This is a genomic window from Streptomyces sp. NPDC088794, from assembly GCF_044750545.1.
Taxonomy (GTDB): Bacteria; Actinomycetota; Actinomycetes; order Streptomycetales; family Streptomycetaceae; genus Streptomyces.
This window is the reverse complement of sequence record NZ_JBIVKB010000009.1, coordinates 366,193-383,339: the sequence shown is the minus strand read 5'-3', so window position 1 is coordinate 383,339 and position 17,147 is coordinate 366,193. Positions and strand designations below refer to the sequence as shown.

Below are 17,147 nucleotides of genomic sequence, written 5' to 3'. Positions count from 1 at the left end.
GCGCGGCCGCATCGGTCCGTTTGCCGGGGTGGTCCGGTGCGGTCATGGTTGAGGCGTGTGATGCGTCCGTGTGCCGTCGATGCGCCCTTCTGGCGGGTGACGGCGCGGGTCTAGCGTCGGGCTGGAGGTGGCGGCCATGGCGGTGCGGATAGTGCGCTGGGGGGCTGCGCTGGGACTCGGCGCGCTGTGGTGGTGGGCCGTGCTGCGGCTCGTGCTGGCGCCCGATGCCGGGGTGCTGGAAGGGGCGGTCGCCGCCGGTGGGTGGGGGCTGAGTCTGCTGCCGGTGCACTGTGTGCCGAGGGCGCGGGCCGCGGGGGCGCTCGGGGCGGGCCGGTGGCGGGCGGCCTGGCGGGGCGCTCAGGTCACCACGGCATCGCCACTCCGCCGTTCGGACGCAGGATCTGGCCCGTTGTAAAGGCCGACGCGTCGCAGGCCAGGTAGAGCACCGTGTGCGCGACGTCCTCCGCCTCGCCGACCCGGCCGAGCGGCGCCATCCGGGCCATCACGGCCTCGGTCTGTGCCTGTTCCTCGGCCTCGTGACGCGCGGTCATCGGCGTGCGGATGAAGCCCGGCGCGACCGCGTTGACGCGGATGCCGTGCCGGCCGACCTCGTTGGCGAGGGTCTTCGTCAGCTGGACCACGGCCGCCTTGGCCGCGCCGTAGCAGAGCAGGCCGGGGCGGCCGGTGTCGACGGCGCCCGAGGCCATGGTGACGATGCTGCCGCCGTTCTTCCCGTCGAGCATCCGGCGGGCCGCCTCCTGGCAGGCGTACAGCACCCCCTTGAAGTTGACGGCGAGCACGCGGTCGAGATCTTCGTCCAGGGTCTCCAGGACCGTGCTGCTGTGCATGATCCCGGCGATGGCGGCCATCACGTCCAGCCGCTCGCAGGACTCGACGGCCTGCCGCAGCTGCGCCCGGTCGGTGACGTCGAGGTGGTGGGTGCGGGCGGTGCCGCCGGCGTCCTTGATCAGGGTCGCCGTCTCGTGCAGGCCGTGTTCGTCCCGGTCCGCGCAGTGGACGACGGCGCCCGCCTCGGCGAGCAGCACGGCCGAGGCGCGGCCGATACCGCCGGCGGCCCCGGTGACGAATGCGGTGCGTCCGGTGAGGTCGTACGCCTTGAGGGGCATGAAGGGACGGTACGAGGGTTTCTGACGGGTCGTCAATTGGCTGTACGGCGTGGAGTTCCGCGAGACGCGGTGGCTGTCGGCGCCGGGCCGGTCTGGCACGTGGGGCACCAGTAGGTGGGGCGCTCGCGGGAGCCGTCGCCCTGGTCGGCCACGCGGACGGAGGTCCGGCAGCGCAGGCAGGGGCGGGGTGCGCGGCCGTAGACGAACAGGTCCTGGCCGCGGCGGCCCGTCGTGCTGCGGACCGGGCGGTCGCGGTTGAACTCGAGCAGCTTCTTGGCCAGCGCCGGGAGCTTCGCGGCACGGGCGGCGGGCAGCGCGCCTACCGGGAGCCAGGGCGTGGCGCCGAGCAGGAAGCAGAGCTCGCTCTTGTAGACGTTGCCGATGCCGGCGAGATTGCGCTGGTCCAGCAGGGCCTCCCCGAGGGGGCGGGCGGGGTCCGCGAGGAGGTTGGCGAGAGCCAGGTCCGGGTCCCAGTCGGGGCCCAGGAGGTCGGGGCCGAGGTGGCCGACGGCGCGCTGCTCGTCGGCGGTGCGCAGGAGCTCCAGGACGGGGAGGCGGTAGCCGACGGCCGTGTTCTCGGCGGTGCCGAGGATCACGCGGATCTGGTGGGCGGGGCCGCCGCTCCAGCGCCTGCCGTGCTCGTAGACCTTCCAGGAGCCGTCCATCCGCAGGTGCGTGTGGAGGGTCAGGCCGCCTTCGACGCGGGTGAGGAGGTGCTTGCCGCGCGGGGTGACGTCCAGGACGGTACGGCCGGTGAGATCGGCCGTGGCGTACTTGGGGACGCGGAGGTCGCTACGGGTCAGCACCCTGCCCGCGAGGGCGGTGTGCAGCCGCCTCGCCGCCTGCCAGACCGTGTCACCTTCGGGCATGGGTCAAGGGTGGCACGGGTGCGTGGTGACGGGGCGGGGCGGTGACAGGGAGGGGCCGGGGGTGCGGGTCGGAGTGGGGCTGGGTGATCACGCGCGTAGGTGCTGGGGTGTTCACGCGCGTAGGCGCAGGCCGCGGGGGGTGGCGATGAAGCCGGCTCCTTCCAGGAGGGTGCCGATGGGGGAGGTGAGGGCGGAGGCGCCGTTGATCCGCTCCACGGTGACCGTGCCCAGGGAGCCCGCGCGGGCGGCCGCGGCCAGGGCTGTCGCGGCCTGCTGGAGGCGGGGGTCCTCGTTGGCAATGCTGTCCGGCTCGGTCGGCCAGGCCAGCAGGGTCTTGCCGCCGCGCTCCATGTAGAGCGTCAGCTCGCCGTCGACCAGGACGACCAGGGAACCCGCCTTGCGGCCGGCCTTGTGGCTCGCACCGGTCGGAGGCTCCGGCCAGGGGAGAGCCGCGCCGTATGCGTTCGCGGGGTCGGCGGCGGCCAGGACGACGGCGCGGGAGTCGGGGGCGGCGGGGCGGGAGCGGTGGCCCGGGAAGGCGGACCCGCCTGGGCCGTGCGAGCCGTAGGAGCCCTGTGCGGCGTACGAGCCGGTGCCGCCTCGTGGGCCTCCTGCGCCGGGGGAGGCCAGGTCGCGGGGGGAGACGTACTCGTCGCGGGACCTGGGGGCGGGAGTGGGCGGGAAGGCGAAGTTGTCGTCGAAGCCGTCCTTGCCGCCGCCCTTGGAGTCGGCACTGAAGCCGTCGCCGAAGCCGTCGTCGAGGTCGGAGAGGTCGAAGGCGGCGTTTTTCGCGTCGAAGGGCTGGGGGAAGTCGTCCGACCGTGGCGACTGTGATGGCGGTGGCCAGTCCGGGGACGGGAAGTCGTCCGCGATGGGACGTGGCGGCACGGGCTCGCCCCGGTCGCGGGCGTTCGACACCGCGCGGAGGCGGTCCACCGCGCCGTCCATCGCGAACTGGGCCGCGCCCAGCCCCTCCACCACATAGCCGCGCCGGGCCTGACCGCTCTCCTCGAAGACGGACAGGATGCGGTACGTCGCCGAGAAGCCGCCCTCGACGCCCTCCGCGGCGACGGCGCCCCGGGTGACCACGCCGTGCCGGTCGAGGAGGGTGCGGGCCAGGGCGTGTGCGCGGACCGTCGGGTCGGCGTCGCGCGCGGGGAGCAGGGACCAGCGGCCGGCGACCGTGGGCGGGCCGCTGCGGGAGGCCGGGCGGGCGGCGGCGGTGAGCGAGCCGTAACGGCCGCGCGGGACCGTGCGCTTGGCGCGGTGGGCCGTGGAGCCCGCGGTGCGGCCCGAGCCCAGCAGGGAGCGCATGGGCGCCAGCGTGTCGTTCGTGAGCCGTCCGGACCAGGCCAGGTCCCAGACGACGTCCGCCAGTTGGGGATCGGTGACGTCCGGGTGGGTCGTCGCGCGGACCTGGTCGGCGATCTGGCGGAAGAACAGGCCGTAGCCCCCGGAGAGGATGTCCAGGACGGACTGGTGCAGTGCCGTCAGCTCCAGGGGGTGGGGCGGCGGGAGGAGCAGCGGGGCCGCGTCCGCCGCGTACAGGGAGATCCAGCCGTCCTTGCCGGGGAGGGCGCCGGCGCCGGCCCAGACGACCTCGCCCGCGGCGGTCAGCTCGTCCAGCATCGCGGGCGTGTAGTTCGCGACGCGGGACGGGAGGACCAGCTTCTCCAGGGCGGAGGCGGGTACGGAGGCGCCCTGCAACTGCTCGAGCGCGCGCACCAGTCCGTCGATGCCGCGCAGCCCGTGTCCCTTGCCGATGTGCTGCCACTGCGGGAGGAACTGGGCGAGCGCGGCGGGTGCCACCGGCTCCAGCTCGTGCCGCAGCGCGGCCAGCGAGCGGCGGCGCAGTCGGCGCAGCACGGTCGCGTCGCACCACTCCTGGCCGATGCCGGCCGGATGGAACTCGCCCTGGACGACCCGGCCGGCCGCCGCCAGCCGCTGGAGGGCGCCGTCGGTGACCGCCACGCCCAGGCCGAAGCGGCCCGCCGCGGTGGCCGACGTGAACGGGCCGTGGGTGCGCGCGTGCCGGGCGAGGAGGTCGCCGAGGGGGTCCTTGACCGGTTCCGTGAAGGCTTCCGGGACGCCGACCGGCAGCGCCGTGCCGAGGGCGTCGCGCAGACGGCCCGCGTCCTCGATCGCCGCCCAGTGGTCGGTGCCGGCGATCCGGACCTTGATCACTCGGCGGGCACCGGCCAGGTCCTGCGCCCACTGCGGCTCGGCGCCCCGCTCGGCCAACTCGGCATCCGTCAGCGGGCCGAGCATCCGGAGCAGGTCCGCGACGCCCTCGGCGTCCTTGATGCGCCGGTCCTCGGTGAGCCACTGGAGCTCGCGCTCCAGCTCGGTCAGCACCTCGGCGTCCAGCAGCTCGCGCAGCTCCGCCTGGCCCAGCAGCTCGGCCAGCAGCCTGGAGTCCAGCGACAGGGCGGCGGCGCGGCGCTCGGCGAGCGGCGAGTCGCCCTCGTACAGGAACTGGGCGACGTATCCGAAGAGGAGGGAGCGGGCGAACGGGGACGGTTCGGGGGTGGTGACCTCTACCAGGCGGACCTTGCGGGACTCCAGGTCGCCCATCAGCTCGACGAGCCCGGGGACGTCGAAGACGTCCTGGAGGCACTCGCGGACCGCCTCCAGGACGATCGGGAACGAGCCGAACTCGCTGGCCACCTGGAGCAGTTGGGAGGCCCGCTGGCGCTGCTGCCACAGCGGGGTGCGCTTGCCGGGGCTGCGGCGCGGGAGCAGCAACGCGCGCGCGGCGCACTCGCGGAAGCGGGCCGCGAAGAGGGCCGAGCCGCCGACCTGGTCGGTGACGATCTGGTCGACCTCGCCCTTGTCGAAGACGACGTCCGCCGCGCCGACGGGGGCCTGTTCGGCGTCGTACTCCGTGCCTGCCTTCATGGGCTCCTGGTCGAGGAGGTCCAGGCTCATCAGGTCGGCGTCCGGCAGGCGCAGGACGATGCCGTCGTCGGCGTGCATGACCTGGGCGTCCATGCCGTAGCGCTCGGAGAGCTTGGCGCCGAGGGCGAGGGCCCAGGGGGCGTGGACCTGGGCGCCGAAGGGGGAGTGCACGACGACGCGCCAGTCGCCCAGCTCGTCGCGGAAGCGCTCGACGACGATCGTGCGGTCGTCCGGAATGTGACCGCAGGCCTCGCGCTGCTCGTCGAGGTACGAGATGACGTTGTCCGACGCCCAGGTGTCCAGGCCCGCGGCGAGGAGGCGCAGACGGGCGTCCTCCTTGGGCAGCGAGCCGACCTCGCGCAGGAACTGGCCCACCGCGCGGCCCAGTTCGAGCGGGCGGCCGAGCTGGTCGCCCTTCCAGAAGGGGAGCCGGCCGGGTACGCCGGGTGCGGGGGAGACCAGGACGCGGTCGCGGGTGATGTCCTCGATGCGCCAGGAACTCGTGCCGAGGGTGAAGACGTCGCCCACGCGCGACTCGTAGACCATCTCCTCGTCGAGCTCGCCGACCCGGCCGCCGCCCTTCTTGGGGTCCGAGCCGGCCAGGAAGACGCCGAACAGGCCGCGGTCCGGGATCGTGCCCCCGGAGGTCACCGCGAGGCGCTGGGCGCCGGGGCGGCCGGTGACCGTGCCGGCGACGCGGTCCCACACCACGCGCGGGCGCAGCTCGGCGAACGCGTCGGACGGGTAGCGGCCCGCGAGCATGTCCAGTACGGCGGTGAAGGCGGACTCGGGGAGCGAGGCGAAGGGCGCGGCACGGCGGACCGTGGCGAGGAGGTCGTCGACCTGCCAGGTGTCCAGGGCGGTCATCGCGACGAGCTGCTGGGCCAGGACGTCCAGGGGGTTGGCGGGGACCCTGAGGGACTCGATGGAGCCGGTGCGCATGCGCTCGGTGACGACGGCGGCCTGGACGAGGTCGCCGCGGTACTTGGGGAAGACCACGCCGGTGGAGACCGCGCCGACCTGGTGGCCCGCTCGGCCCACGCGTTGCAGGCCGGAGGCGACGGAGGGCGGGGACTCGACCTGGATCACCAGGTCCACGGCGCCCATGTCGATGCCGAGTTCGAGGCTGGAGGTGGCGACCACGGCCGGGAGGCGGCCTGCCTTGAGGTCCTCCTCGACCAGGGCGCGCTGCTCCTTGGAGACCGAGCCGTGGTGGGCGCGTGCGATGACCGGCGGGGCGCCCTGGGCCGCGCCCGAGCCGCCCATCAGCTCGGCGGGGGAGTGGTGCTCGTCCAGGGACTCGCCGGTGGCACGCTCGTACGCGATCTCGTTGAGGCGGTTGCACAGGCGCTCCGCCAGGCGGCGGGAGTTCGCGAAGACGATCGTCGAGCGGTGGGCCTGGACCAGGTCGGTGATGCGCTCCTCGACGTGCGGCCAGATCGAGGGGCGCTCGGCTGCACCGGAGTTGTCGGAGGCGTCGGCCACCGGGGAGCCGCCCAGTTCGCCCAGGTCCTCGACCGGGACGACCACCGAGAGGTCGAACTCCTTGCCCGACTTCGGCTGGACGATCTCCACCTTGCGCTGGGGAGAGAGGTAGCGGGCGACCTCGTCCACCGGGCGGACCGTCGCCGAGAGGCCGATGCGGCGGGCCGGCTTCGGGAGGATCTCGTCCAGGCGCTCCAGGGTGAGGGCCAGGTGGGCACCTCGCTTGGTGCCGGCCACCGCGTGGACCTCGTCCAGGATCACCGTCTCGATGCCGGTCAGCGCGTCGCGGGTGGCCGACGTCAGCATCAGGAACAGGGATTCCGGGGTGGTGATCAGGATGTCCGGGGGGCGGGTGGCCAGGGACCGGCGCTCGGCGGGCGGGGTGTCGCCGGACCGGATGCCGACCTTGACCTCCGGCTCGGGCAGGCCCAGGCGTACGGATTCCTGGCGGATGCCGGTCAGGGGGCTGCGGAGGTTGCGCTCCACGTCCACCGCGAGGGCCTTGAGGGGGGAGACGTACAGGACGCGGCAGCGTTTTCTGGGGTCGGCGGGCGGGGGTGTGGAGGTCAGTTGGTCCAGGGCGGCCAGGAAGGCGGCCAGGGTCTTGCCGGAGCCGGTGGGGGCCACCACCAGCACGTCCGAGCCTTCCTGGATGGCCTGCCACGCGCCCGACTGGGCCGCGGTCGGCGCGCTGAAGGCCCCCGTGAACCAGCCGCGGGTCGCGGGGGAGAAGCCGTCCAGGGCTCGATGTGCGGAGCTGACCATGCGTCCATCCTGCACCCAGGGACTGACAATGCCTCTGAGCAGGGGAAACGAGTCCGGGAAGGGTGGCGTCGGGCCGTGGGCGGAGAATGGGGGCATGGCTGGATCGGGTGAGGTGGCGCGGCACTGGCGGTACGGCGAGCTGCCCGGTGTCGATCTGCTGCGGGCTCGGTATGTGCGCAAGACCTTCGTGCGGCACACGCACGAGCACTTCGTGATCGCCGCCATCGCCGACGGGGTGGATGTCTTTCAGCACGGCGGGGGCGAGGTGGCCGCGGGGGCCGGGGCGCTCGCGCTGGTCAATCCCGATACGACGCACACCGGGCGGGCGGGGGTGCCCGAGGGGTGGCGGTACGGGGCTGTCTATCCGTCGATCGAGGTGGTGGCCGCGATCGCGGCCGAGACGACGTCGCTGCGGGGTACGCCCGGGTTCGTTCGGCCCGTGCTCGACGACCCGTACGCCGTGGGGTTGGTGCATCAGGTGTTGCGGGCCGCCGACGAGGGCAACGCGCTGGCCGCCGATACGTTGCTCCGGGTCGCCGTGACGCGGTTGCTGCGGTTGAACGGTGGGACCCTGCCGCAGCGGGAGGTGCGGTCGGCCGGGGCTCGGGTCGCCGTACGCGCGCGTGCCGTTCTGGAGGAGCGGATGGCGGAGCCGCCCACGCTGGAGGCGCTCGCGGGGGAGCTGGGGGTCGGGCCGTTCTCCTTGTTGCGGGCGTTCCGGGACGTCTACGGGATGCCGCCGCACGCCTGGCTGACGGATGCCCGGGTGCGGCGGGCGCGGCGACTGCTGGACGCGGGGACGGCGCCCTCGGAGGCGGCCGTCGCCGTGGGGTTCACGGACCAGCCGCACCTGAACCGGCATTTCGCACGGATCGTCGGGGTGCCACCGGGTGCCTATCAGCGGGAGCGCAAGAACGTACAAGACGTGAGCGGGCCGCTGCTCCTACGGTCCGGGGTGTGGCAGAACAGACAGCTGCAGAACAGGCAGCTTCCCTAGACATACGTTCGAGCGAAGGAGGGAAGCCGGATGCGGCCGTCATTCGGGACGCCCTCGGGGTCGGCGTCGCCGTCGGGCTCTCCGGGTTCGCCTTCGGGGTGACCTCGGCCGGCAGCGGGCTCAGCGTGTTGCAGAGCTGTGCGCTGAGCCTGTTGGTGTTCACCGGTGCGTCGCAGTTCGCGCTCGTGGGGGCGCTCGCGGCCGGCGGGAATCCGTTCACCGCAGCTGCGGGTGCCTTCTTCCTCGGGGTGCGCAATGCCTTCTACGGGCTGCGGCTGTCGCAGTTGCTGGCACTTCCGCGGATGCTGCGGCCCTTTGCCGCTCAGTGGGTCATCGACGAGACGACCGCCGTCGCGCTGGCGCAGCCCACGCGGCGTGCCGTGCGGATCGGGTTCGGCGTCACCGGACTCACCCTGTACGTGCTGTGGAACCTGACTACCCTGGTGGGCGCGCTGGGCGCCGAGGCCATCGGGGACACCGATGCCTGGGGGCTCGATGCCGCCGGGCCCGCCGTCTTTCTGGCGCTGCTCGCGCCGATGCTCACCTCTGCCACGGAGCGTGCCGTGGCCGGGCTCGCCGTGCTGCTGGGGCTCGGGCTGCTGCCTGTGCTGCCGGCCGGGGTGCCCGTCCTGGTGGCCGCGCTCGCCGCACCGGTCGCCCTCTTTGTGAAGGGGTCGTTGGAGGGGCGCCGCGGTGGTCGTGAGCGTCGTGGTGACACGAACGATGGGTCAGGGGGAGACCGTTGAACACCTGGATCGCGATCGGGGCGACCGCGCTCGGTTGCTATGCCGTCAAGCTGGCCGGGCTGCTCGTGCCCGCGAGCGCTCTGGAGCGGCCGCTGGTCAGGCGGCTGGCGGCGCTGCTGCCGGTGGCCCTGCTCGCCGCGCTCACGGCCCAGCAGACCTTCGCCGACGGGCATGCCCTGGTGCTCGACGCGCGGGCCGCGGGGGTGGCCGCGGCCGGCCTGGCGCTGCTGCTGCGGGCTCCGTTCCTGCTTGTCGTGGCGGTGGCCGTCGCGGTGACGGCGGGCGTGCGGGCGGTGGGCGGGTGAGAGGTCCCGGGTCAGCCGATGGGGCGGCCGTGTGCCCTCAGGGTGCGCAGCGCCTCGATCGTCACCATGGGGCGAGCCTCGAAGGCGACCACCGGTGTCCACTGGCGCCAGCGGATGGGCCAGCCGCCATCCTCCTGCTGCATGCCGGCGAGGTGGTCCAGGGAGCGGGTCATCTCCTCGTCCGTGAACCACGCGCGGGCGAGGGAGCTGGGGGTCTTCGCGTAGTCGTGTGGGAAGTGGTGCTCGCCCGGGGCGTAGCCGGGCGCGACCGGATACTCGTCGAGGCGGTCCGGGTCCAGGGCCGCGAGCCGGTGTTCGCGCACCAGGCGGCCGAGGCGGTCGGCGGCGGCCTCCGCGCGCGGGCGGTCGGGAGCGGAGTCCAGGAAGGCGACGGCGGCCTCGACCTCGTAGGGATGGGACTTCTCCAGGGACTCGACCGCCTGCCAGCAGAAGTCCGTGGCCCGGAACAGCCAGGCGTGCCACACCTCGTTGCGGTGCAGCAGGCCCACCACCGGTCCCGTGGCGAGGAGTTCGCTCGGCGGGTCGTCCACGATCGGGACGAAGGGGGCCGCCGGATAGCCGCGCTGGCTGGGGTGGAGCGCCGGCAGCGCGCCGTCGGACGTGGAGACCGAGGTCAGATAACGGCACACGCGTTCCACCCGCTGGCCGCCGCAGCGCCCGATCCAGTCCAGGACGCGCAGCGCGTGAGCGGTGGGCAGCGGCTGGCTGACCGGACCGCGCAGATCGGGCTCCAGCGCGTGACCGTACCCGCCGTCCTCGTTGCGGTAGGCGTCCAGCGCGGTCTCCACCGGATCCGCTCCGCCGTTGAGGAAGTCGTGCGCGAAGAGGCGTTGTTCCAGCACGCGCGCGGTGAGCCACACGAAGTGCTCGGCGCGGAAGAGCGGGGAGCGCGCCGGTGGCGTGGCAGGGAGTGGGGAAGCTCCTGTTTCGGACATGCGTCAGACCGTAGGACGGAAAGCGGTCTCGGCAAGGGGTCCCGGCTCAGGCCCACCCTCAGGGGCGGGATACTGGAGTCATGCGGTTGACGGTCTTCTGGGAGCGGATGACGGATCACTTCGGTCCGGGCTACGCCGACACCTTCGCGCGCGACCACGTGATGACGGAGCTCGGCGGGCGCACGGTGAACGAGGCGCTGGACTCGGGCTGGGCGGCCAAGGACGTGTGGCGTGTGGTCTGTACGGTCATGGACGTTCCGGGAGAAAAGCGCTGACCTGTCACGAAGATCGCAGGACGGCAGCCGATTGTCGGTCCTGTGGGCGAGACTTGCACCGTGGCACCCACTGACGACACCGGGCAGGTCGCCCAGCACGCATCACCGTTCGGCACGACGCCGCCCGAGCGGCCCCCTGCCGACGGGCCGGGCACGCGCATGCCGCGCTGGCTGCCACGTGCCGTGGTGCTCGTGCTCACCCTCTACGCCACCTTCCAGCTGGGCACTTGGGCCTTCCATCAGCTGACCGGCCTGCTGATCAACATCCTCATCGCGTTCTTCCTGGCGCTCGCCATCGAGCCCGCGGTGAGCTGGATGGCCTCGCGCGGCATGCGCCGCGGGCTGGCCACCGGTCTCGTCTTCCTCGGCGTGATGATCGCGGCGGCGGGTTTCGTCACCCTCCTCGGCTCCATGCTCGCGGGCCAGATCATCAAGATCGTCGAGGACTTCCCGGACTACCTCGACTCCGTCATCAACTGGGTCAACACCCACTTCAACACCGACCTGAAGCGGGTCGACGTCCAGGAGGGACTGCTCCGCTCCGACTGGCTGCGCAACTACGTGCAGAACAGCGCCACCGGCGTGCTCGACGTGTCCGCGCAGGTCCTCGGCGGCCTCTTCCAGTTGCTGACGATCACGCTGTTCTCGTTCTACTTCGCCGCGGACGGCCCGCGACTGCGCCGCGCGATCTGCTCCGTCCTGCCGCCCGCACGCCAGGCCGAGGTGCTGCGCGCCTGGGAGATCGCCGTCGACAAGACCGGCGGCTACATCTACTCGCGCGGCCTGATGGCGCTCATCTCCGGCATCGCGCACTACATCCTGCTGGAGGCCCTGGGCGTGCCCTACGCGCCCGTGCTCGCCGTCTGGGTGGGCCTGGTGTCGCAGTTCATCCCCACCATCGGTACGTATCTGGCGGGTGCGCTGCCGATGCTGATCGCCTTCACCGTCGATCCCTGGTACGCGCTGTGGGTGCTCGTCTTCGTCGTGATCTACCAGCAATTCGAGAACTATGTGCTGCAACCGAAGCTGACGTCCAAGACCGTCGACATCCACCCCGCCGTCGCCTTCGGCTCGGTCATCGCCGGCACCGCGCTTCTCGGCGCGGTCGGCGCGCTGATCGCCATCCCCGCGGTCGCCACGCTGCAGGCCTTCCTCGGGGCGTACGTGAAGCGGTACGCGGTCACGGACGACCCCCGTGTGCAGGGGCACCGGCGTGGCTCGCGCAGATCGGGACCGGGCCTCTTCACGCGCGCGCGGCTCCTGTGGGAACGGCGGCCGGGGGAGCGGGAGCAGGAACGGGAACGGGAACAGGGTGGGGGCGACGGAGGGGCGTGAGGACGTCCGTGCGCGACCGCGTCAGTACGTGAGCACGGCCCACACCCCGGCGCCGGCGACCGCCGCCACGTAGCAGCCGGTCGCCGTGGCCACGATCCGTCGGCGGGTCGTCTCGCTCCAGGACGTGTACGACAGCAGCCGGGCCAGTGCCGGCAGGACCAGGACGGCGTGCAGGCTGACCCCGTGCAATGGCTTGAGCGGGGCCGTCGAGTGGTAGGCGGCCTCCTGGTGGCCGGTACGGGTGAGGACGACACCGCGCGCGATCATCGCGGCGCCCGAGGCGAGCCCGACGAGCAGGATCGCGAAGCCGGAACGCACGGCGAGCGCCATCCCGGCGGGACCGGTGGGGCGGTGCCGGAACGAGGCGACCGCGAACACGGTGAGCAGTACCACGAGGACGCCGCCGCCCACCGCGAGCGTCATCGACACCACGGTGTCGAAGGGCGTCTCCATGTCGAGGTGCGACGGCACCCGGCGCCACGCCTGCAGGGTGATGCCCCCGACCTCCACGACGCAGTCGGCGGCGAACACGGTGAGCAGCAGGGCGCGCAGCCGCGGTCGGACGTACAGATACGACGTGACCCAGGTGATCGCCATCAGGGTCGCCCCGAAGGACAGCCCGAACGTCACCGGCTTGCGCCAGGAGACGGGTCCGTCCCAGGGGCCACCGTCGACGGCGAACACCACCAGGTGCACGAGCCCGGAGAGGACGAGGAGGAGACCGGTCACGTGGCAGAGGCGCTCGGCGGGGTGCGTTCCGGGCAGCGGCAGCCGTCTCCGCGCGACGGACAACTGCGTCATCGTGCCCGCGCCGACGTCTGCGGCTGCGTCCTCAGCGTGGCCATGGCTCCGGCGACCACCAAGCCGGCGAGAGCCACGACTTCGGCGACGGTCGAGACGACGAGCACGGTGTCCCCCGAAGAGAGATGGTCACCGGTGTCGGGGGTCAGGAACGCGCCCGTGCCGATGAACACGCCGATCGCGAGGGCGAGCCCGGTCGTCCACCGGTTCGTGCGCCACAGCAGCAGGCCCGCCGCCACGAGCGGGATGACGAGGCCCGGCGGCACGGTGGGATAGTCCGCGCCGGCGACGATCTGGACGACGACGGACACGGCCAGCAGAAGCAGTGCGGCCAGGGTCGCGGCGATCGCGGCGGCACGCGTCGTGCCGTCCGCTCGGGTGATGTTCTCGGGCTCCATGCCCTCAGCCTCGCGGGACGGCTCCGATCGGTCGTCGTCCCGCTGAAGACACCCGTCGTACGCCGACGGAAGTAGCCACAGGCCTTGCGGGAGCGGTCGCGTGGCTCTTGGAAGTCGCTGTACGTGTAGGGAAGGTGGCCGGAGTCCGCAGGGTCGGTGGGGCGCGAAACCCGTCACTGGGGTGCCGCGTGGTGCGCTTGACACGAAAATCGAACATCCATTCTTATGGGGGTTCCGGCGAGGTTCTCGACAGGGATCCCGACGGGGGTTTCGACACGCTTTCGATGCAGAAGTCCCCGAGTTATCCACAGGCTGGACGGGCGTCGGGACGCATTGTCAGTGGCAGGCGTTAGCGTCTTTGACGTGAAGCGATCGACTCAAGCAAATCGGGTGGAACCCATGGCAGGAACCGACCGCGAGAAGGCACTGGACGCCGCGCTCGCACAGATTGAACGGCAGTTCGGCAAGGGCGCGGTGATGCGCCTCGGTGAGCGGCCGAACGAGCCCATCGAGGTCATCCCCACCGGGTCGACCGCACTCGACGTCGCCCTCGGTGTCGGCGGGCTGCCGCGCGGCCGAGTGGTGGAGGTCTACGGCCCGGAGTCCTCCGGCAAGACGACCCTGACCCTGCACGCGGTGGCGAACGCCCAGCGGGCCGGCGGCCAGGTCGCGTTCGTGGACGCGGAGCACGCCCTCGACCCCGAGTATGCGAAGAAGCTCGGCGTCGACATCGACAACCTGATCCTCTCCCAGCCGGACAACGGTGAGCAGGCTCTGGAGATCGTGGACATGCTGGTCCGCTCCGGCGCCCTCGACCTCATCGTCATCGACTCCGTCGCGGCACTCGTCCCGCGCGCGGAGATCGAGGGCGAGATGGGCGACAGTCACGTCGGTCTGCAGGCCCGGCTGATGAGCCAGGCCCTGCGGAAGATCACCAGCGCGCTCAACCAGTCCAAGACCACGGCGATCTTCATCAACCAGCTCCGCGAGAAGATCGGCGTGATGTTCGGCTCCCCGGAGACCACGACCGGTGGCCGGGCGCTGAAGTTCTACGCCTCGGTGCGGCTCGACATCCGTCGTATCGAGACCCTGAAGGACGGCACCGACGCGGTCGGCAACCGCACCCGCGTCAAGGTCGTCAAGAACAAGGTCGCGCCGCCCTTCAAGCAGGCCGAGTTCGACATCCTCTATGGCCACGGCATCAGCCGCGAGGGCGGCCTGATCGACATGGGCGTGGAGAACGGCTTCGTGCGCAAGGCCGGCGCCTGGTACACGTACGAGGGCGACCAGCTCGGCCAGGGCAAGGAGAACGCGCGCAACTTCCTGAAGGACAACCCCGACCTGGCCAACGAGATCGAGAAGAAGATCCTCGAGAAGCTGGGCGTCGGTGTGCGGCCGGAGGAGCCGAAGCCGACCGCGGCACCGGGTGCGGACGCCGCCACGGTCACCGCCGGTGGCACCGCGGACGACGCCGCGAAGGTGCCCGCTCCGGCGGCCGCCAAGACGGCCAAGGCCAAGGCCCCGGCCGCCAAGAGCTGACCCGTACCGTGCGTGACGCAGAAGCATGGCTGGCCGACTTGGCCGAGCGCGCCAACCCCGGTGCTCCGCGTGAGCGGGGACGGGAAGGGGACGGCGACGGGGGCTCTGCCGAGCCGGACGGCGATGCGTACGGGAACGGTTCGGGGCAGGGCGCGGACGGGAGACACGGCCGCGCGGCGAAGGACGGCAACGGCAGGTCGGACGGCACGAGCAGGTCCGACGGCGAGGGCAAGGCGTCCGGCGCGGGCAGGTGGTCGTACGGCAGCGGCGGATCCGACGCCGACGAGCCGGGCCACGGCGCGGACGAGGGCTTTGGCCGCGCTGTCGGCCATGGCTCCGAGGCCTCGCGCGGCACCGGAGTCTCGTACGGCAGTGACGGGCCGTATGAGGGTGGCGGGTCGTTCGGCGAAGGCGGCGGCGCGTCGGGTCGTGGGGCGTGGGCGTCTCGTGGTGGTTCCCGCGGTGGTGGCACCCGGGGGCGGCAGCGACGGCGTCGTGGTGAATCCGCCGGTGAGGACGGAGGCTCCCCCTCTTCGTCGAGGGCCGAGCAGGAGGGGCCTTCAGGGGACCCGGTCGAGCGGGCGCGGGCGATCTGTCTGCGTCTGCTCACCGGGACCCCGCGCACGCGCAAGCAACTCGCGGACGCCCTGCGCAAGCGGGAGATCCCGGACGAGGCCGCCGAGGAGGTGCTGTCGCGGTTCGAGGAGGTCGGACTGATCAACGACGGCGCGTTCGCGGAGGCCTGGGTGGAGTCCCGGCATCACGGCAGGGGTCTGGCCCGGCGCGCGCTCGCCCGGGAGCTGCGGACCAAGGGAGTCGACTCGACGCTGATCGACGAGGCCGTCGGGCAGCTCGACTCCGAGCAGGAAGAGGAGACCGCGCGCGAACTCGTCGCCCGCAAGCTGCGCGCCACGCGTGGCCTCGACCGTGACAAGCGGCTGCGCCGCCTCGCCGGGATGCTCGCCCGTAAGGGCTACCCCGAGGGCATGGCCCTGCGGGTTGTCCGGCAGGCGCTGGAGGAAGAGGGCGAGGACACGGAGTCCCTGGGGGACGAGGGGTTCTGAGCCGAGGAGTTCTGAGGCAGGGGCTTCTGAGGTTCTGAGGCAAGGGGTTCTGAGCCCGGAGGGACGACCGGTGTGACCGACGTGATCGGTGAGACCGGTGCACCCCGGACCGGGGTCAGGGACGGGCCCGGCCCTGGACACGGTGGACGCGCGGGGGCGCCGATCGCGTTCAAGGGCCGGGCGGAGACGCGGGGTTCGCGTTCACGACGTTCCTGCTCGGCATGACAGACAACGCTCCGACAGGCAACGCTCCGACAGGACACGCCCACTCCCTGGGCACGCCGACCAGGGCTGACGACTCGTCAACCAAGGCCTGTCTTCCGGTCGTTGAGCGGCGCCGTCCTGGACGGCTCCGGAAGACAGGCCCTGGGCTCTCCCCCCGAGTTGTCCGACGCTAGGGCCTTGTGGCCGGGTTCGAGCATGCCGCGGTGCGCACCATTAGGTTGCGCGCCTCGAAGGGTTGAGGTGCGCCGGTCCCGGGTACCGTCTGCTGCCGTCGCGGGCCCGGACCGTTCCGCCGCAACCGCACGTGCCCGCCCGCACTCCCCGCGCACAGCCTCCGTACGCCACGAAAGGCGGCCCCGCCGTGTCCGAACCTCTCCGCTTACGAAGAACGCCCGCGGTGACGGCCCTGAGCATGGTGCTGCTGCTGAGCGGGTGCGGGCTGGTGCCCGGCGACGGGGACACCGGCGCGACGGTGGAGGGCACCATCACGCTCGGCTTCGTCAACGGCGGCACCACCAAGTTCCACACGTGTCTGGAGGAGTCCGTCGAGCAGGCGACGCGGAGCAACTTCGCCCGGATCCGCACCGCCAACTCCCGTCAGAAGGCGGGCACGGAGCTTGCCAACATCGACGACATGATCGCCGCGAAGGTGAGCGCGCTGATCGTGCAGACCGTCGATGTGAGGGCGCTCGCGGACGACATCGCGCGGGCCAGGAGCGCGAAGATACCGATCTTCCTCACCTCGGTCGTGCCGGCCGACACCTCTCACATCCTGGGAGCCGTCGTCGTGGACCTGAAGAAGGTCGGCGGCCTGGACGCAGACTGGATCGAGCAGGACGCGGGCGGCAAGGACGTGCAGGTCGGGATCGTCGCGGGCGCCCCCGGTGCCGCGTCCGACCTGCTGGTCGGCGGCTTCACGGCCGAGCTGCCCGCCACCGCGAAGGTGGTCGCGAACCAGCCCGGCATGTTCGACCCGGTGAAGGCGGGCGCGGTCGCCAAGGGCATGATCGAGGCCCACCCCGACCTGGACTACGCCTTCGTCGCCAACGAGGAGATGGGCTTCGCCGTCCGCAAGGCCTTCGACGCGGCCGGCGCCAAGGACGTGAAGATCGTGACCGTCAACGGCACCGACGAGGGGCTGGCGGCCCTGAAGGACGGCCGGTTCGCGGCGACGGTCTCCAACTCGGCGGCGGACACCGGGGAGTTGGCGGTCTCCAACGCCATCGACCTGTTGCGCGGCCGTAAGGCGGAGAAGATCGCCAAGACCCCCGCCGAGCTGATCACCAAGGACAACGCGGACACCGCACCGCTGTACTGCCCGCCCGACCTGTACTGACGGGACCCGGGCCGGCCCGACCCGGG

General features: G+C 72.3%; 15 protein-coding genes. 9 read left to right on the top strand and 6 right to left on the bottom strand.

Translation table 11 applies throughout. The features are described 5' to 3' along the window. The first annotated feature begins 136 nt into the window (after window positions 1–136). Entirely contained in the window at window positions 137–415 is a 279-nt protein-coding gene (locus ACIP6U_RS26160; protein ID WP_401722309.1) for a hypothetical protein, read from the top strand. Here the strand turns inward: ACIP6U_RS26160 and ACIP6U_RS26155 are convergent. The 3 genes from ACIP6U_RS26155 to ACIP6U_RS26145 all read right to left on the bottom strand — a co-directional run bounded on the left by ACIP6U_RS26155 (window position 363) and on the right by ACIP6U_RS26145 (window position 7,144). After that, a complete protein-coding gene (locus tag ACIP6U_RS26155) occupies window positions 363–1,127 on the bottom strand; it encodes an SDR family NAD(P)-dependent oxidoreductase (protein WP_401722307.1) in 765 nt (254 codons plus the stop codon). The genes ACIP6U_RS26160 and ACIP6U_RS26155 overlap by 53 nt on opposite strands. A gap of 32 nt (window positions 1,128–1,159) precedes the next feature. Then, entirely contained in the window at window positions 1,160–1,996 is an 837-nt protein-coding gene (locus ACIP6U_RS26150) for an Fpg/Nei family DNA glycosylase (protein WP_401722305.1), read from the bottom strand. A 111-nt stretch (window positions 1,997–2,107) separates the two neighbouring features. Then, the gene (locus tag ACIP6U_RS26145; protein WP_401722303.1) at window positions 2,108–7,144 is read right to left on the bottom strand and encodes an ATP-dependent helicase; all 5,037 of its coding nucleotides are present in this window, start codon (window positions 7,142–7,144) and stop codon (window positions 2,108–2,110) included. A 94-nt stretch (window positions 7,145–7,238) separates the two neighbouring features. Here ACIP6U_RS26145 and ACIP6U_RS26140 point away from each other — a divergent pair, with 94 nt between their 5' ends. The 3 genes from ACIP6U_RS26140 to ACIP6U_RS26130 are packed head-to-tail and all read left to right on the top strand — an operon-like array spanning window position 7,239 to window position 9,192. Further along, window positions 7,239–8,141, top strand: coding sequence for a helix-turn-helix domain-containing protein (locus ACIP6U_RS26140; RefSeq protein WP_401722300.1), 903 nt, complete (start codon window positions 7,239–7,241; stop codon window positions 8,139–8,141). Further along, window positions 8,102–8,887, top strand: coding sequence for an AzlC family ABC transporter permease (locus ACIP6U_RS26135; protein ID WP_401722298.1), 786 nt, complete (start codon window positions 8,102–8,104; stop codon window positions 8,885–8,887). The genes ACIP6U_RS26140 and ACIP6U_RS26135 overlap by 40 nt, the downstream gene beginning before the upstream one ends. Further along, the gene (locus ACIP6U_RS26130) at window positions 8,884–9,192 is read left to right on the top strand and encodes an AzlD domain-containing protein (protein WP_401722295.1); all 309 of its coding nucleotides are present in this window, start codon (window positions 8,884–8,886) and stop codon (window positions 9,190–9,192) included. Before ACIP6U_RS26135 ends, ACIP6U_RS26130 begins: the two co-directional genes overlap by 4 nt. Window positions 9,193–9,203: 11 nt before the next feature. Here ACIP6U_RS26130 and ACIP6U_RS26125 read toward each other — a convergent pair whose 3' ends face one another. After that, window positions 9,204–10,148: a hypothetical protein gene (locus tag ACIP6U_RS26125; RefSeq protein WP_401722292.1), complete on the bottom strand. Its 945-nt coding sequence runs from the start codon at window positions 10,146–10,148 to the stop codon at window positions 9,204–9,206. Window positions 10,149–10,228: 80 nt separating this feature from the next. On the opposite strand from ACIP6U_RS26125, the gene ACIP6U_RS26120 reads away from it, so the two are divergent. After that, window positions 10,229–10,423: a DUF3046 domain-containing protein gene (locus ACIP6U_RS26120; RefSeq protein ID WP_401722289.1), complete on the top strand. Its 195-nt coding sequence runs from the start codon at window positions 10,229–10,231 to the stop codon at window positions 10,421–10,423. 60 nt (window positions 10,424–10,483) lie between these two features. Further along, window positions 10,484–11,758, top strand: coding sequence for an AI-2E family transporter (locus tag ACIP6U_RS26115; protein ID WP_401722287.1), 1,275 nt, complete (start codon window positions 10,484–10,486; stop codon window positions 11,756–11,758). A 21-nt stretch (window positions 11,759–11,779) separates the two neighbouring features. Here the strand turns inward: ACIP6U_RS26115 and ACIP6U_RS26110 are convergent, their stop codons facing one another. Then, entirely contained in the window at window positions 11,780–12,550 is a 771-nt protein-coding gene (locus ACIP6U_RS26110; RefSeq protein ID WP_401722284.1) for a hypothetical protein, read from the bottom strand. Between the two features lie 5 nt (window positions 12,551–12,555). After that, window positions 12,556–12,957 carry a hypothetical protein gene (locus ACIP6U_RS26105; RefSeq protein ID WP_401722283.1) on the bottom strand — a complete coding sequence of 134 codons (402 nt, stop codon included), beginning with the start codon at window positions 12,955–12,957 and terminating at the stop codon, window positions 12,556–12,558. A gap of 399 nt (window positions 12,958–13,356) precedes the next feature. On the opposite strand from ACIP6U_RS26105, the gene recA reads away from it, so the two are divergent. From recA to ACIP6U_RS26090, 3 genes are all read left to right on the top strand, one after another. Then, a complete protein-coding gene (recA, locus tag ACIP6U_RS26100) occupies window positions 13,357–14,496 on the top strand; it encodes a recombinase RecA (protein ID WP_401722280.1) in 1,140 nt (379 codons plus the stop codon). Window positions 14,497–14,525: 29 nt separating this feature from the next. Beyond that, the gene (gene recX / locus ACIP6U_RS26095) at window positions 14,526–15,560 is read left to right on the top strand and encodes a recombination regulator RecX (protein ID WP_401722372.1); all 1,035 of its coding nucleotides are present in this window, start codon (window positions 14,526–14,528) and stop codon (window positions 15,558–15,560) included. A gap of 637 nt (window positions 15,561–16,197) precedes the next feature. Beyond that, entirely contained in the window at window positions 16,198–17,121 is a 924-nt protein-coding gene (locus tag ACIP6U_RS26090; RefSeq protein ID WP_401722369.1) for a sugar ABC transporter substrate-binding protein, read from the top strand. The last annotated feature ends 26 nt before the right edge of the window (window positions 17,122–17,147 follow it).

Excerpts from the sequence above, each read along its gene's own strand:
- recA (WP_401722280.1), top strand. The coding sequence starts at position 13,357 with ATGGCAGGAACCGACCGCGAGAAGGCACTGGACGCCGCGCTCGCACAG.
- ACIP6U_RS26105 (WP_401722283.1), bottom strand. The coding sequence starts at position 12,957 with ATGGAGCCCGAGAACATCACCCGAGCGGACGGCACGACGCGTGCCGCC.
- ACIP6U_RS26145 (WP_401722303.1), bottom strand. The coding sequence starts at position 7,144 with ATGGTCAGCTCCGCACATCGAGCCCTGGACGGCTTCTCCCCCGCGACC.
- ACIP6U_RS26155 (WP_401722307.1), bottom strand. The coding sequence starts at position 1,127 with ATGCCCCTCAAGGCGTACGACCTCACCGGACGCACCGCATTCGTCACC.
- ACIP6U_RS26090 (WP_401722369.1), top strand. The coding sequence starts at position 16,198 with ATGGTGCTGCTGCTGAGCGGGTGCGGGCTGGTGCCCGGCGACGGGGAC.
- ACIP6U_RS26120 (WP_401722289.1), top strand. The coding sequence starts at position 10,229 with ATGCGGTTGACGGTCTTCTGGGAGCGGATGACGGATCACTTCGGTCCG.
- ACIP6U_RS26125 (WP_401722292.1), bottom strand. The coding sequence starts at position 10,148 with ATGTCCGAAACAGGAGCTTCCCCACTCCCTGCCACGCCACCGGCGCGC.
- ACIP6U_RS26150 (WP_401722305.1), bottom strand. The coding sequence starts at position 1,996 with ATGCCCGAAGGTGACACGGTCTGGCAGGCGGCGAGGCGGCTGCACACC.
- ACIP6U_RS26160 (WP_401722309.1), top strand. The coding sequence starts at position 137 with ATGGCGGTGCGGATAGTGCGCTGGGGGGCTGCGCTGGGACTCGGCGCG.
- ACIP6U_RS26140 (WP_401722300.1), top strand. The coding sequence starts at position 7,239 with ATGGCTGGATCGGGTGAGGTGGCGCGGCACTGGCGGTACGGCGAGCTG.